The organism is Olsenella profusa F0195, from assembly GCF_000468755.1.
GTDB classification, from domain to species: Bacteria; Actinomycetota; Coriobacteriia; order Coriobacteriales; family Atopobiaceae; genus Olsenella_F; species Olsenella_F profusa.
In genome coordinates, this window is sequence record NZ_AWEZ01000064.1 from 1 (window position 1) to 14,018 (window position 14,018).

Consider the following 14,018-nt stretch of genomic DNA (forward strand, 5'->3'; position numbering starts at 1 on the left):
AAGCGGATCGCTTCGAAATCGTCCTAGCGCTCTTGGAGCGTGTCAAAGCCGAGGGCGGGGATATGCTCGCGAGTGACGTGGCCGAGTTCATCGGCTACGTTCCGAGGCAAGCGGCATACTACCCATCGGCTGGCCAATATCTTGGTCTGTTTGACCGGAGCGAGCGCGGACATGTGAAGCTGACGCCGCTAGCAGAGGCGATACTTGACTTCAGATATCGTGACCGTCAGCTTGCCTATGTTGCCCTCATGTTCAAACATGAGATATTCCACCGTTTGTTCGGCATCGCATTCAGGAGTGGCACGATGCCTGAGAAAAGTGACGTCATCGAAGTAATGCTAGAGCTGAATGTGTGCAACAACGGTGCCACCGTGGTCAGGCGCGCCACGACCGTCATCAGCTGGCTGAATTGGATTATGGCTCTGCCGGAGGACGATTGACGATGCACAACGCTGTTTCTGCGATAGGGCATGCTACAACCCTTGCTTGTGCCAGCGCGGTCGCCAAAGGCGACCGCGCTTCGCTTGACTTTCGCCCCCAGCGGGGGCAATACAGAGGAGGAACGTCCATGAGGGTGCCCTTTCTCTGTGTGGAGGAGAACATTTCCTATGGTACACGGGCGTTACGAGGATCCGCCTACGACGCCATCCATTTTCTCCATGGCAGGGACGGTGGCGTTTGGCATCCAACGAGCGTAATGACAAAGGGTGGTGGACGTGTCACGATGACCGAGGATGGATGTGGCAGTCACGATGTCAATGCCGGGGTGAGGGTCCGCGTGGCGAAGATGTCACGCAGATCGTGAAAGCGCAGCTTAGCACCAGACACGCTGATGACTCCAGCCGTCTTCATGCAAGGCGTCCACGTCTTACCCAGGTAGGACGGAGACGGAAACTTGGTGGGCGTAACCAAGTCGGCGAAGAGGTAGGCTCCGCTCAAGTCGTCCATGTGGTCAACAAAGAGACTATGCCACCCTGTGGTGACACGGGACTCACCATCCATCGACGTGCCTATTATATTGAGAATGTATATCAGTTGCAGCTATAATGGGATAGCTCGCACACCACGTCGAAGGGAGCGGTACACGATGTTTGGAAATCCTTTTTCCGCAAACGTTGAACGCAAGATGAACAAGGGGGAGCTCATACAGGCAATCAGGGCCGACCTCTCGGGCGAGCTCGAGGCCATCTATGGCTACGACGCCCACGTGCAGGCGACGGATGACCCTGTGGCGAAGGCCGTCCTTGCCGACATCAGGGATGAGGAGAAGGCCCACATGGGCGAGCTGCTCACGCTCCTGAAGTACCTCGACCCCCAAGAGGGCGTCCAGTACGACGCGGGCGCCCAGGAGGTTCAGGAGATGCTCGACGACCTGGGCATCAAGCCCGTCGAGCTTCCCCAGGTCCTGGAGGGTAACGACACGAACGGCTCCGATGGCGCCAGCACCATCGGCAGCCTCAAGGATTAGGGGGACAGCGTCATGGATTACCTCATGAGGGATGACAGCAAGCTCACGGATGTGCAGTGGGATGAGGTCGACGCGAAGGTCATCGCGGCGGCCAAGGCCGTGCTGACGGGCAGGAAGTTCCTCGACATCTACGGGCCACTGGGCTCTGGCATACAGATGCTCGAGGCGCCCACCGCGCAGGACGGCGGCAGACGCGCCGTGGAGCTTCCGATGCTCTCTGCCGACTTCACGCTGTCCTGGCGTGCGATCCAGGCGGCCGAGCGGATGGGCATTCCCCTGTCCTACTCCGAGGTCTCCGTCGCCGCAACCGATTGCGCCCTTCAGGAGGACCGTATGATCTTCTTGGGCAACGAGGAGTATGGCACCGCTGGCCTGCTCGGCCTGCCCGAGGCGCAGAAGGCCGAGGCGCGGGACTGGTCCGAGGGCGAGAACGCGTTCACCGACGTGGCGGGTGGCCTCCAGGCGCTGCTCGAGAGCCAGGTCTACGGCGAGAAGGCCCTGGTCGTGAGCCCTGACGTCTATGTCCAGCTGCAGAGGATCCAGCCCGGCACGGGCACCTTGGAGGGCAAGCGCATCGCGGCGCTCATCGAGGGCAAGATCTTCCAGACTCCCGTGCTGCCTACCAAGACGGCTCTTCTGCTGGCCTGTGGCGAGCAGAACATGGACCTCGCCATCGGCCAGGACATGATCACGGGCTATCTCGGTTCCTCCGAGCTCGACCACGACTTCCGCGTGTTCGAGACGGCGCTCCTGCGCGTCAAGAACCAGAGGGCCGTCGTCGTCTTCCAGGGGTAGTTGTTGTTTCCTCTATAGGGCGTTGTCCACGCGCGAAATGGAAGGAAGGGCCTTTGCACATAGTGTGTGGCCTATCGTGATAGTAATGCTCTAGGAGCGCTGGGAAGGGCCTTCGTCCTCCCAGTGCTCTCACCCTCCGGACGAGGGTCATCCCTCCCCAGCAGGGTCAGCCATGCGTTAGGGTGCTGGGATATGAGGTCTCCACTTCCTGGTTCCAAGAACGCCTAGCTCACATTTACCGCAGTGTTACAGTCTGCGAGACGCTGTGAGCAAGAGACTGGAATGCTTATTCGACATTATCTTTGTTGCGTCATGCCTCTGGCATTGCGGCATCCACACCCCCTGTGTGAGGATATGAATGGGCTGGGCGAACATATATGCTACATAAAGGATTCTTCCGACAATGGCGTAACACTACCACGCAGCGAGAAGCTCGTCGAGACGCTGCTGACCAAGAACGGCTTTGGGGCACCATGGAAAGAGGTACAACACTACCTCAAGGGCTCGATTGGGCATGGCATCCCACCGAAGACGGTAGCGTGCCGAGAGGGGCCAGGCATTTATCTGTAGTGCGGATTTCCCCACAGTATACAAGGAGCCTTGGACTGGGGGCGTATAAGAGGCCTAGTTAAGAGGCCTGGTGTGGGGAAGCGATACTACTTCCTAGGTGATCGCTTGATCTAAGGAGCATAGAGAACGTGGTTATCAAGGAGGTTACGAACGCAGTCGAAAGGCAACGTGTTACACGCTTGATATTGGAGGACCTGCCTGATTGGTTTGGCATTCCTGAAGCCCGGGAAAGCTATATACACGAGAGTGCCAACCATGCATTCTATGCGGCATACGATGCGGATCGCCCCATAGGATTTATCTATTTGAGAGAAACGGGAAAAGATACGGTTGAATTGCATGTAATGGGGGTCTTAAAGGAGTACCACAGACGGGGCATTGGGAAGAGGCTCTTTGAAGAGGCCAAGGAAATGGCAGTGGCACATGGGTACTCATTCCTCCAGGTGAAGACTGTGCAGATGAGAAGGTATGATGAGTATGACGCCACCAACCGATTCTACATTTCACTTGGATTTAAGGAGTTTGAGGTACTTCCTACGCTATGGGGCGAAGAAAATCCATGCCAGATATATGTGATGTCCCTCAAATAGACGACGTCCGTGCAAGAGTGTGGATCATCTCGGCATGAAGCGCATGTTGCCTGGCCAATGCGCTGGTCGTTGGCATACCCCATCGCATTGGCCAGGCAATCATTGCCAAGCAAGAAGCCCCCGGCTCGTGTTAGTCACAGCCCCACCCGCTGGTACAGCCCCGCATCCTCGAAGCCCAGGTGGCGGTAGTACTCGCGCGTTCCCACGGAGCTGATCACATTGAGGCGCACATAGCCCGCATCGCGCGCAATCTGGCGGGAACGAGCCACAAGCGCCCGGCCCAGCCCCTGGTGTTGCGAGCTGGAGTCGGACTTCCTCAGGTGCGCGGCCTTGCCGTATACATGCACCTCGCGGATCATGGCCTCTCCGGGCCGCACGGGCAGCTCCTCGGCTCGCACGTCGAACGCTCCCGCCGCAAGCTCGTCCCAGTGGGGAAGCGAGAGGCGCAGGAAGGCCACAATGCGCCCCTCTGGCGTCACCCACTGCAGGAAGTGCTCCGTGGAGACGGCCGTCTCGTAGTGCACGTCATCCATCGTCAGCGCACCCAGGTCAACCTCGGAGCGGGCAATCTCGCGAAAGCGTATGTCACGCACGCGGCCGGCAAGCCCCTCCGCACGGATGCGCCCCTCGACCATCTGGCGCAGGTTGGTCTTCTTGTTGCCCACGAGGATGTCCGTGGCGCTGATGTCGCGGATCATGCGCGATATGCGCACGTAGGAAGGGGTGGTCAGCATGTCCGCCACCAACACGTCCATGAGCTCGTCCTCGCTGTAGGGGCGCCAACGACCCTGCCGGTACTCCCGCACCAGCTGCGTGCCCGCCACAAGCGCGCAGGGATAGAGCTTTATCTCGTCCGGCAGAAAGCCGGGGTCGCTCACGAAGGCCTCGAAGTCACGCTTGTCCCCATCGGGCGTCGAACCCAGGAGATTGGCCATAAGGTGCGTGTGCAGCTTGAACCCATAGAGCCTCACGAGCGAGAACGCCCGCTTGACCTGTGCGACCGTGGCCGCACGGTGGTTGGCGTCCAGCACCTCCTGGCGCGTGGACTGGATGCCCATCTGGATCTTGGTGCAGCCCAGTCGCCGCGCGCGCGTGAGCAGCTCTGGCGTGATGGCATCGGGGCGCGTCTCTATGACCAGCCCCACCACGCGATGCGCTGCCGTCTCGTTGCGGCGCTGCTCGCGTTCGAGCTCTTCCATCGTGGTGGTCTGGAATTTGGCGCCGGAGCCGTCAGGCCCAGCGTACAGACGGGCGAACCCCTGGTTGTAGCTCTCCTTGCCCGCATCGATGCGCGCCTGCTCCGCGGCCACGCGCCGGACGCACTCGTCCGGGCTGTTGGAGAACCCCAGCGCGCGATAGGCCCGAGCGCGCGCGTGCAGCTCCTCCATGGGGTACGGCCACTCGTTGAGCGCACGGAAGAGCTCCCTCACGAACCACAGCTGGTAGTCCCGAGGGTAGTCGCTCCAGGTGCCGCCCAGCACGATGAGCTCCACCTTGTCCACGGAGTGGCCCATCTGGTGGAGCGCCTGCAGGCGGGCGGACACCTGCAGGAAGGGGTCGAAGAAGTTCTGCTCGGCGCGCTGGCAGGCGGGCTCGCTCGCGAGATAGCTCTTGGGCATGCGCAGGTCCGCAGGACAGTAGATGCAGTCGCTCGAGCAGGGATGGGGCCTTGTGAGCACCGTGATGGTGGCCACGCCCGAGGCGGTGCGCCGTGGCTTCAGGCGCAGCGTGGCGAGGAGTCGCTCCTCCAGTGCCGCGTCAACGCCCCAACGCTGCCACGTGTCGTGCCCCTGCTCCTTCACGTGAAGGTAGTAGGGGAGGAGCTGCCGCTTGTGAACGTGGCGCACGTGGCCCGCGACGCCACGGTTGTGCTCCATGAGGATGCCCTCGAGCTCACGGGAGGTGAGCGCGCGGTCCTTCTGCCGGCGCAGGTGTGCGATTATGTCCAGGAGCAGCTCTTCCATGGCCACCCAGTATAGCGGGGAGGGAACGGCATGCCCACATGCCCAGACATGAGCCTTGGGCTCGCACGACGCATGGTCACGCTCACCTCCGCCTTCTACCGCGAGCAGGCCGCATCGTTTTCGGCCACGCGTCAGTCCGCCTGGCCGGGCTGGGAGCACCTGCTGGAACTGCTGCCACCCGACCCGCCGTCGCTGGGCGTGGTGGACGTGGCCTGCGGCAACCAACGGCTGGGACGCTTCCTGGAGGAGCGGCTGCCCCACACGCGGCTCTCCTACGTGGGCGTGGACAACTGCAGGGCCCTCGCTGGCGATGCCCCCCTCGTTGAGGCTGACGTGGCGCGCACGCTGCTCGAGCGTCCCCTGCACCTGGGCCTCCCCGAGGCAGATGCGGCCGTCTCCTTTGGCTTCATGCACCACCTGCCCACCTCCGCCGCGCGTGAGCGGCTGCTCTCCTCGCTCGTGGCAGCGGTGCGGCCCGGCGGGCTCGCCGTCGTCTCGCTCTGGCGCTTCATGGACTCCGACCCGTTGGCCGCCAAGGCGCGCGCGACCACCGCGCGGGCGCTTGGCGCCCTGGGTCTCGCGCAGGGCGAGCTGGGTGCCAACGACTACCTCCTCGGCTGGCAGGGCAAGCCGGGCGCCTACCGCTTCTGCCATTACGTCGACGATGACGAGGTGCGGGCGCTCACGAGGGCCGTTCCCTCGGCGCAGCCCGTGGGCACCTTCCCTGCGGATGGCCATGGCGGCGACCTCAACACCTACCTCGTGCTCAGGCGTAAGGGCGCCACCTCTCCCAACGGCAAAAGCGTACCGCCTGCACAGATTATGGAATCGTTCTCACACCGAGGCCCTAAGATGGGGTCATCTTAGACATCGACAGAGGGGAAGCGTCCCATGAGCAACGAGTCCTGGCGTCCCAAGCTCCACCTTTCGGCACACAACGGGTCGGTGAGCGACCCCAACGGGCTCAACCAGTTCCGGGGGACGTATCACTTCTTCAGCCAGTATGCGCCCACCTACCCACCCCATGCGGACAGCCCCCACGGGTGGGGCCACTTCACCAGTCGTGACCTTGTGCACTGGGCCTTCCTGGGCTGCCACATCATGCCCGACTGCCCAAGCGACCGCGATGGGTCCTATTCGGGCGGCGCCTACATACATGACGACGAGCTCTGGCTCTACTACACGGGCAACGTCCGTGACGGCAAGGGCGATGGCACCCACTCCGGCCGCCTGGCCAACCAGACGCTCATCAAGTCATACAACGGCATCAACTTGGGACCAAAGACGGTGGTCATGCGCAACGACGCCTATCCGGCCTACTGCAGCTGCCACGTGCGCGATCCCAAGGTGTGGAGCCAGGGCGGGAGCATGCACATGATGCTCGGCGCCCGCACGCGCGCGGACAGCCGCGGCGCCATCCTCTGCTACTCCTCGCCCGATGGCCTCGTCTGGACGATGGAGGGCTCCGTCACCAACCTGGGCGGAACGCCCTTCGGCTACATGTGGGAGTGCCCCGATCGCATCGCGCTGGACGGCCGGGAGTACCTGGGCACCTGTCCGCAGGGCATGGCCATGGCCTCCGACCCCGACGACCCTTCCAAGCTCACCTGCCAGAACGTGCATGCCGCCGGCTACTTCCCGATGGAGGGCACGATCCTGGACGTCATGCATCAGGACACGGGGCTCATGGGCGCGGACGCCCCGCACGCCGCCATCGATGCCTCCACGTTCCACGACTGGGACCATGGCTTCGATTACTATGCCTGCCAGACGCTCGTGGACGAACGGGGCCGCACGCTCCTCATTGGCTGGATGAGCCTGCCGCACGATGCCAACGACGTGCGTCCCTATGACAACCCCACCACCACATGGAAGGGCTGCCTCACGGTGCCGCGCGTGCTCACGCGCGATGCGCGGACCGGCCTCATCCTGCAGCATCCCGTCAAGGAGTTCGATGACCTGCGCAGGAGCTCACAGGAGATGGGCCACACCGCCACGGGCTTTGCCACGGAGCTCTGCCCCAAGGTGGCGGATGTGGTGGTCTCAGGCATCAGGGGCGATCTCGCTATGACGTTCGGCGACTTCCTCACGCTCACCGTCGCGGATGGCATCGCGACGCTCGGGTTTGCCAGGACCGATGCCGGCACGACTGCCGGGCAGGGGCGCGCCATACGGCGCGCTGCCGTGGACGGCATCAGGGACCTGCGCGTCATCGTGGATACCTCCGTGCTGGAGATCTACCTCAACGATGGCGCCGCCGTCTTCTCCACGCGCTACTTCACGGAAGACGAGACGCTGCCGCTCGCCATCCACACCACGGCGGAGCAGGCCACGGTCTATGGCATGGAGCCCCTCTCCATCGACTATCTCGTGGATCGCTAGCCTCGCGTAACCATTGGGAAAACGATCCCCATGGCAGGGGAGGGTCACCATGTGCAGAGATACAATCCCTCCCGGAGGCGTTTTCTTTGGGAGGTATCTCTATGTCAGGCAAGCGCAAGGACGCCATCACGTGGGACGAGTTCTTCATGCGGGTGGCGTACGCCGCCAGCCTGCGCAGCAAGGATCCCCAGACGCAGGTGGGTGCCTGCATCGCCGACACCAACCAGCGCATCCTCTCCGTAGGCTACAACGGCACGCCGGAGGCACTCTCCGACGAGGAGTTCCCCTGGGACGTCACGGACGACTCCATCCAGGACAAGCACAACTTCGTGATCCACGCCGAGGCCAACGCCATCCTCAACTACCGCGGTTCGCTCAAGGACGTGCAGGACGGCACCATCTACGTCACGCTGTTCCCCTGCCAGGAGTGCGCGAAGACCCTGGTGCAAGCGGGCATCGGTGAGGTGGTCTACCTGGACGACAAGTATCATGACACGGAGGGTGCCGAGGTCTCGCGCCTCGTCCTTGACCGCTGTGGCGTCACGTACCGGCAGGTCTCGCTGCCCGTTGACGCCCTCGTCTGAGGCCGTGGCATGTCACGCCAACCCACGAGCCCCAAGGGAGCCACCATGAAGACGCACAAGGTCGCACTCATTCCCGGCGATGGCATCGGACCCGAGGTCATCGCCGAGGGAATCAAGGTGCTCGATGCCGTGGCGGCGTACGACGGTGGCTTCTCCCTTGAGTTCACGGAGTTCCCCTGGGGCTGTGAGCACTACCTCAGGACGGGCGAGATGATGCCGGCCGATGGCATCGACACGCTCAGCCACTTTGACGCCATCTTCCTGGGCGCCGTGGGCTATCCCGGCGTGCCGGACCACGTCTCCCTGCGCGACCTGCTGCTGCGCATCCGTCACGACTTCGACGAGTATGTGAACGTACGCCCTGTGCGCCTGCTCAGGGGTGCCCCGTGTCCCATCAAGGGCGTCAGCCAGGCGGATGTGGACATGACCTTCATCCGCGAGAACTCCGAGGGGGAGTACGCTGGCAACGGTGCATGGCTCTACAGGGGCACCTCGCGTGAGGTGGTCATACAGGATGGCGTGTTCTCGCGCTACGGCACGGAGCGCGTCATGCGCTATGCCTTCGAGCTCGCCCGTTCCAAGCACCAGTCGCTCACGAGCATCTCCAAGGGCAACGCCCTCAACTATTCCATGGTGTTCTGGGATCAGATCTTCGACGAGCTCTCGCAGGAGTATGCCGATGTGGAGACCCATTCCTACCTGGTGGACGCCGCCTCCATGCTCATGGTGAGGGACCCCGCGCGCTTCCAGGTGGTCGTGGCCTCCAACCTCTTTGGTGACATCCTTACCGACTTGGGTGCCGCCATCGCTGGTGGCATGGGTCTGGCGGCTGGCGCCAACCTCAACCCCGAGCGGGTCTTCCCCTCCATGTTCGAGCCCGTCCACGGCTCTGCGCCCGACATCGCGGGCCGCGGCATCGCCAACCCGCTCGCGACCGTGTGGTCCGCCAGCCAGCTCTTGGATCACCTGGGCCACCCGCAGTGGGGCGCGCGCCTCATCGACGCCATCGAGCGACTCCTGGTCGAGGCGAAGACGCTCACGCCCGACCTTGGCGGCACGGCCAGCACGCAGCGCGTGGGCGATGCCGTGGTGAGGCTTCTGGCAAACGACTGACTGACACGTGAGGGCCGTCCTTCTTTTGCGCTAGGATGTACTACCGTGACTGCAGGGCTACGCGTGGGGCGGTGCAGGCCGAGCGAGGGGGTACACGCCAGTGACACAAGTGAGACATGGCCTTACGCATCGGCTGTCCGAACGCGTGATGATGGGCGTCGACCCCTCCGTTGCTGGCGCGCAGGCCGCGGGGACGATCACGGCCCCCCTTGGCACCTCGGGGAATCCCTCTCATCGGGTGCTGACGGCCGCCAACGCAATCACGATGCTCCGCCTCGTCCTCACGGTCGTGTTCCTCGTGCTCTTCGTGCGGCATATCAACCGAACGCTCGCGCTTGCCTGCTATGCCGTGGCAGCCGCCACCGACTTCCTCGATGGGCAGGTGGCCCGCCGTACGCAGACGGTCAGCTGGTTGGGCAAGGTCATGGATCCCGTGATGGATCGCGTGCTGCTCTTCACGGGCGTTCTCGCACTCTTGGTGACCGGCGAGCTCCCGCTCTGGACGGCCGTGTTCGTGATTGGTCGTGACGTCTACCTCCTGATTGGTGGGATGATGCTTCAACGCTATCGCAAGCGTCCCGTCGACGTCGCCTACGTGGGCAAGGCCGCCACGGCCGTCCTCATGACGGGCTTCGTGCTCATGCTGCTCAAGTGGCCGCCGCTTGCAGCGCTCCATCTCGTCCGTGCCGTCTGGTTGCCCGGCATCAACGGCACCGATTCCTGCGTGGGCGTGCTCTTCGTCTACCTGGGATGCGTCCTGTCCTTCATCACGGCGGTCGTCTATACGCGCACGGGCCTCACCATTCGCAGGAAGTGCCTCGAGTCCCAGGGGGGCGGGTCTCGATGAGGGCCGGCATCGCACTGGCCACCTTCGCGCTGTGCTCACTCATGGCGGTCGCCGTGGTGCCCCGCGCCTACGCGTATGCCGCTGAGGTGCCAGAGCCCCAGGTGAGCGAGGCACAGTGCTACTTCGTCTCCGACGGTGCGGGTCACACCATCCTCGAGAGGAACGCCGACCAGCAGATGGAGCCGGCTTCGATCACCAAGGTCATGACGGCGATGGTCGTTCTGGACTCCGGCGCCAGCCTCGATGCCCCCGCGACCATCACACGTGGGGACTATCAGGATGACGCCCAGATTGCGGAGCTCAAGCCAGCCGATGGCGTCACCGTGCGCCAGCTGTTCCAGCTCATGCTCATCTATTCCGCCAACGATGCGGCGGACAACCTTGCCATCAACGTCTTCGGCTCCATAGACGCCTGTGTGGATCGCATGAACCAGAAGGCACGGGAGCTGGGCATGACGGGCACGCGCTTTGCCAATGTGCACGGCCTCTCCCAGGATGGCCACTACTCGTGTGCGCGTGACCTCGTGACCATGGGGCGCTACGCCCTCGAGCACTACCCGCTCATCGCCCAGACCGTACACATGCGTTCCGTGGACGTCACGCTGGGAGGAGAGCAGAGGACCTTCCGCTCCACCGATGACCTCATGGAGACCTATGCGGGGCTGAGGGGCATCAAGACGGGGGTCGTCGAGAGCGGCAAGGCGTTTTTAGGCGCCTCCACGCATGGTACGGTCTCCGTCTACAGCTGCGTTTTGGGCTGCTCCACCAACGACGGCCGCTTCGCGGACACGGAGGCGCTCATGAGCTGGGCCTACGAGCATTACTTCTCATGGCGGCGCATGAGCGAGGCGGCACGGACCGTGCGATGGGTCACGAGCACGCTGAGCTTCCATGGCAAGTTGGCCATCACGGGCTCGTACGACGTCTACGGCCGCTTCTCGCCCGACGAGCCCATCTCCTATACGGTGCACATGCCTCCCGAGGGCACGCTGCAGGATGCCGGCGGCATCTACGGCGTGACCGTGTGGACGCAGGATGGCGTCGCCCCCTGCGCGCAGGTGTTCCGCGCAAGCAAGCGGCTCTATCAGGTCTCCATGTTCGAGCCCCTCGTGATGTCGCTGCTCTACCCAGCGCCTGTGGAGGCGGCATAGGGGGAACGCATGGCAACGTCTGTCCTCAGGCAGGAGCATGAGCTCTTGGGTGGTCTCATCCAAGAGGAGGGGGCGCTCCTGGGTCCCGTTCGCTATGCGGATGAGGACGTGGAGCTGGCGGCCTTTGACGTAGATGCCGCGCTCGTCGACCTTACGGGCATGGGCATGTGGCTTGTCTCGGGTGCTCCCGCCCAGGCGTTCTGCGAGGCCGCATGTGCGGGCCCCAGGCTTTCCGTGGGGACGTGCGCCCTTGGGGCCTGCCTGCTGGGGGATGGCAGCGTGGCCTCCGTTCCGCTGCTCGTGCGTACGGGTGCCTCCGAATACCTTATCCTCGATGCCTCCCCTCGCATGGACGTGCTCTTCTCGTGGTTGGGCTTTGTGGCACACATCGAGCGAGACGGCGTGAGGCCGTACGATGGGCTTGCCATGTCGGATGAGACGGCCTCGCTCGTACCCCTCGCGCTCACGGGCCCCACTGCCCCTGCCGTGCTTTCCGACTACGTGCCAGGGGATGTGCACCAACGGCTCCCCCTGGCTGGCGAGGTTGCCAACCTCGACCTCGACGGCCGCATCACCACCATCGTCTGTGCCCTTGACCTTCCCCAGCCCGCCTATCTGGTGCTGGTGCCACCCATCTATGCGCGCGCCATATGGCGGAGCCTGCTCTCGTTTGGCTCCGTGATGCCTGTGGGTCACGCTGCCCTGCGCACATGGATGGCGCGGAGGACTGCGGTGCTCTCACAACTCCCTGTTCCCGATCGCCTGACGATAGGGGAGGGGGAGCTGCGTGCCTCTGGTATGGTGCGCGAGGGTATGGACTTCATCGGGGCACGTGGTCTTGCGGGCTGAGTATTCCCATGCATGCCACCTCTCGCCTACAATGGGGCTGAGACGTTTGTCACGTTCTACCTTTGCATTTGGAGGGAGAGTGCTATGTCCTATGACTTCTCGACCCTGCCGCGCCGTGCCCATCATGGTTCCGCAAAGTGGGAGGCTATGGCGAGGAAGGTGCCTGATCTCTCGCCCGAGGTGGTTCCTTTGTCCGTTGCGGACATGGAGTTCGTGCCCGCGCCACCCATCACCAAGGCCCTCAAGGACTATCTCGACGAGCAGCCCCTCGGATACCCTGCCCCCACGGAGGAGTTCTATGACGCCTGTACGGGCTGGCAGAGTCGCCGGCACGGCTGGGAGCCCGACAAGACGTCCCTCGTGAACACGCCGGGTGTGGTGCCCGCCATCTATACAGCCGTGCGCACGCTCACCGAGCCACGGGACGGCGTCATCATCCAGCCTCCCGTGTACTATCCGTTCGCCCGCGCCATCAGGGACAATGGTCGTACCGTCGTGGAGAGCCCCCTTTGCCGCGAGCTGACGCAGGATGGCGGGCTTGCCTATTCCATGGACTTCGAGGGACTCGAGGAGCTGGTCAAGGATCCCGCCAACACGATGCTCGTGCTGTGCAGCCCGCATAACCCCGTAGGCAGGGTATGGAGTGCCGTCGAGCTCAGGAGGCTCCTGGACATATGCGTCGCCCATGACGTCATAATCGTTGCCGACGAGATCCATGACGACCTCGTCATGCCGGGCTACAAGCACAGTGCCCTCATGCGGGTTGCCGAGGGCGGTGAGTACGACCGTCTCGTCATCTGCACCGCCCCCTCCAAGACCTTCAACATCACGGGCATACAGTCCGCACAGATCTTCATCACCGACGAGGAGCTGCGCAGGCGCTTCCGGCGGGGGCTGGCCGAGATCGGCACGGACTCACTCAACTCCCTTGCCTACGTTGCGACCACGGCGGCCTACACGGCCCGTGACGAGTGGCTCGACGAGCTCGTTGCCGTCATCTGGAGCAACTACCAGCTGCTCAGGGGAATGGTGGAGCGCTATCTGCCCGACGTGCGGATCGCGCCGCTTGAGGGCACCTACCTTGCCTGGCTCGACTTCAGGGCCTGGGGAATGACCGATCGTGAGCTTGAGGACTTCATGGAGGGGGAGGCCTCCGTCTTCGCGGAGGGGGGATACCTCTTTGGCACGGGTGGGGAGGGGTTTGTGCGCCTCAACCTTGCCTGTCCCCGCGAGGTGCTCGAGAGTGCGCTGGAGCGTCTGGTCTATGCCACCAACCAGCGTGCGCGTCCCTGCGAGAGGGATGACCGATGAAGTATGCCATCAACGCACCTGCCGTTCCCGATGCCGAGGGCAGCTACTCCGCTGGCACCACGGCCGGCCGCCTCATCTTTACCGCAGGTCAGCTGGGTCTCGATGTCCACGATCCCGGCACGCTCGTGGAGGGTGGCACGCGGGCCGAGCTCGAGCGTGCCCTGCAGCTCACGTCACTGCTGCTTGAGGAGTGCGACTGCACGTTGAATGACATTGCCACGGTAACGGTGCTCCTCACGAGTCTTGATGACCTTCCGGTGGTGGATGAGTGCTTCTCGCGTCACTTTGCCATGCCGGCGCCCGCACGTAGCGTCGCGGAGGTCTCACGTCTGCCCAAGGGCGCACATGTGGAGTTGAGCTGTGTGGCATGCAGATAGGAACGCTATCATAGGTT

General features: G+C 63.4%; 15 protein-coding genes. 14 read left to right on the top strand and 1 reads right to left on the bottom strand.

Features of this window, described 5'->3' with window-relative positions; translation table 11 throughout:
* From HMPREF1316_RS14530 to HMPREF1316_RS10225, 5 genes are all read left to right on the top strand, one after another.
* The coding region (locus tag HMPREF1316_RS14530; RefSeq protein WP_021726985.1) for a DUF7226 domain-containing protein at window positions 1-440 on the top strand (440 nt) is incomplete at its 5' end.
* A 686-nt stretch (window positions 441-1,126) separates the two neighbouring features.
* Window positions 1,127-1,468: a hypothetical protein gene (locus HMPREF1316_RS10215; protein ID WP_198009658.1), complete on the top strand. Its 342-nt coding sequence runs from the start codon at window positions 1,127-1,129 to the stop codon at window positions 1,466-1,468.
* Between the two features lie 12 nt (window positions 1,469-1,480).
* A complete protein-coding gene (locus HMPREF1316_RS10220; RefSeq protein ID WP_021726939.1) occupies window positions 1,481-2,263 on the top strand; it encodes a family 1 encapsulin nanocompartment shell protein in 783 nt (260 codons plus the stop codon).
* Window positions 2,264-2,617: 354 nt separating this feature from the next.
* Complete coding sequence (locus HMPREF1316_RS14785; RefSeq protein ID WP_021726979.1) at window positions 2,618-2,833, top strand: hypothetical protein; 216 nt, start codon at window positions 2,618-2,620, stop codon at window positions 2,831-2,833.
* 128 nt (window positions 2,834-2,961) lie between these two features.
* Window positions 2,962-3,423 carry a GNAT family N-acetyltransferase gene (locus tag HMPREF1316_RS10225; RefSeq protein ID WP_021726937.1) on the top strand — a complete coding sequence of 154 codons (462 nt, stop codon included), beginning with the start codon at window positions 2,962-2,964 and terminating at the stop codon, window positions 3,421-3,423.
* Between the two features lie 134 nt (window positions 3,424-3,557).
* Here the strand turns inward: HMPREF1316_RS10225 and HMPREF1316_RS10230 are convergent, their stop codons facing one another.
* A complete protein-coding gene (locus tag HMPREF1316_RS10230; protein WP_040652289.1) occupies window positions 3,558-5,387 on the bottom strand; it encodes an elongator complex protein 3 in 1,830 nt (609 codons plus the stop codon).
* A 48-nt stretch (window positions 5,388-5,435) separates the two neighbouring features.
* Here HMPREF1316_RS10230 and HMPREF1316_RS10235 point away from each other — a divergent pair, with 48 nt between their 5' ends.
* The 9 genes from HMPREF1316_RS10235 (at window position 5,436) to HMPREF1316_RS10275 (ending at window position 14,001) form a co-directional block, all read left to right on the top strand.
* Window positions 5,436-6,254, top strand: a complete 819-nt coding sequence (locus tag HMPREF1316_RS10235) for a class I SAM-dependent methyltransferase (protein ID WP_198009659.1) — start codon at window positions 5,436-5,438, stop codon at window positions 6,252-6,254.
* 24 nt (window positions 6,255-6,278) lie between these two features.
* The gene (locus tag HMPREF1316_RS10240; protein ID WP_021726972.1) at window positions 6,279-7,769 is read left to right on the top strand and encodes a glycoside hydrolase family 32 protein; all 1,491 of its coding nucleotides are present in this window, start codon (window positions 6,279-6,281) and stop codon (window positions 7,767-7,769) included.
* A 101-nt stretch (window positions 7,770-7,870) separates the two neighbouring features.
* A complete protein-coding gene (locus tag HMPREF1316_RS10245) occupies window positions 7,871-8,353 on the top strand; it encodes a deoxycytidylate deaminase (RefSeq protein ID WP_021726997.1) in 483 nt (160 codons plus the stop codon).
* A 45-nt stretch (window positions 8,354-8,398) separates the two neighbouring features.
* Window positions 8,399-9,466, top strand: coding sequence for a tartrate dehydrogenase (locus HMPREF1316_RS10250; protein WP_021726965.1), 1,068 nt, complete (start codon window positions 8,399-8,401; stop codon window positions 9,464-9,466).
* A 100-nt stretch (window positions 9,467-9,566) separates the two neighbouring features.
* On the top strand, window positions 9,567-10,313 hold the full coding sequence (locus HMPREF1316_RS10255) for a CDP-alcohol phosphatidyltransferase family protein (RefSeq protein ID WP_021726982.1): 747 nt from the start codon (window positions 9,567-9,569) through the stop codon (window positions 10,311-10,313).
* The gene (locus tag HMPREF1316_RS10260) at window positions 10,310-11,464 is read left to right on the top strand and encodes a D-alanyl-D-alanine carboxypeptidase family protein (RefSeq protein WP_021726969.1); all 1,155 of its coding nucleotides are present in this window, start codon (window positions 10,310-10,312) and stop codon (window positions 11,462-11,464) included. Before HMPREF1316_RS10255 ends, HMPREF1316_RS10260 begins: the two co-directional genes overlap by 4 nt.
* Before the next feature lie 9 nt (window positions 11,465-11,473).
* A complete protein-coding gene (locus HMPREF1316_RS10265; RefSeq protein WP_021727006.1) occupies window positions 11,474-12,313 on the top strand; it encodes an aminomethyltransferase family protein in 840 nt (279 codons plus the stop codon).
* 84 nt (window positions 12,314-12,397) lie between these two features.
* Entirely contained in the window at window positions 12,398-13,624 is a 1,227-nt protein-coding gene (locus HMPREF1316_RS10270) for a MalY/PatB family protein (RefSeq protein ID WP_021726951.1), read from the top strand.
* Window positions 13,621-14,001 carry a Rid family hydrolase gene (locus HMPREF1316_RS10275; protein ID WP_021726975.1) on the top strand — a complete coding sequence of 127 codons (381 nt, stop codon included), beginning with the start codon at window positions 13,621-13,623 and terminating at the stop codon, window positions 13,999-14,001. The genes HMPREF1316_RS10270 and HMPREF1316_RS10275 overlap by 4 nt, the downstream gene beginning before the upstream one ends.
* Window positions 14,002-14,018: the final 17 nt, after the last annotated feature.

Coding starts and splice junctions, on each gene's coding strand:
- HMPREF1316_RS10215 (WP_198009658.1), top strand. CDS start 1,127: ATGAACAAGGGGGAGCTCATACAGGCAATCAGGGCCGACCTCTCGGGC.
- HMPREF1316_RS10220 (WP_021726939.1), top strand. CDS start 1,481: ATGGATTACCTCATGAGGGATGACAGCAAGCTCACGGATGTGCAGTGG.
- HMPREF1316_RS14785 (WP_021726979.1), top strand. CDS start 2,618: ATGAATGGGCTGGGCGAACATATATGCTACATAAAGGATTCTTCCGAC.
- HMPREF1316_RS10230 (WP_040652289.1), bottom strand. CDS start 5,387: ATGGAAGAGCTGCTCCTGGACATAATCGCACACCTGCGCCGGCAGAAG.
- HMPREF1316_RS10235 (WP_198009659.1), top strand. CDS start 5,436: ATGAGCCTTGGGCTCGCACGACGCATGGTCACGCTCACCTCCGCCTTC.
- HMPREF1316_RS10240 (WP_021726972.1), top strand. CDS start 6,279: ATGAGCAACGAGTCCTGGCGTCCCAAGCTCCACCTTTCGGCACACAAC.
- HMPREF1316_RS10245 (WP_021726997.1), top strand. CDS start 7,871: ATGTCAGGCAAGCGCAAGGACGCCATCACGTGGGACGAGTTCTTCATG.
- HMPREF1316_RS10250 (WP_021726965.1), top strand. CDS start 8,399: ATGAAGACGCACAAGGTCGCACTCATTCCCGGCGATGGCATCGGACCC.
- HMPREF1316_RS10260 (WP_021726969.1), top strand. CDS start 10,310: ATGAGGGCCGGCATCGCACTGGCCACCTTCGCGCTGTGCTCACTCATG.
- HMPREF1316_RS10265 (WP_021727006.1), top strand. CDS start 11,474: ATGGCAACGTCTGTCCTCAGGCAGGAGCATGAGCTCTTGGGTGGTCTC.
- HMPREF1316_RS10270 (WP_021726951.1), top strand. CDS start 12,398: ATGTCCTATGACTTCTCGACCCTGCCGCGCCGTGCCCATCATGGTTCC.
- HMPREF1316_RS10275 (WP_021726975.1), top strand. CDS start 13,621: ATGAAGTATGCCATCAACGCACCTGCCGTTCCCGATGCCGAGGGCAGC.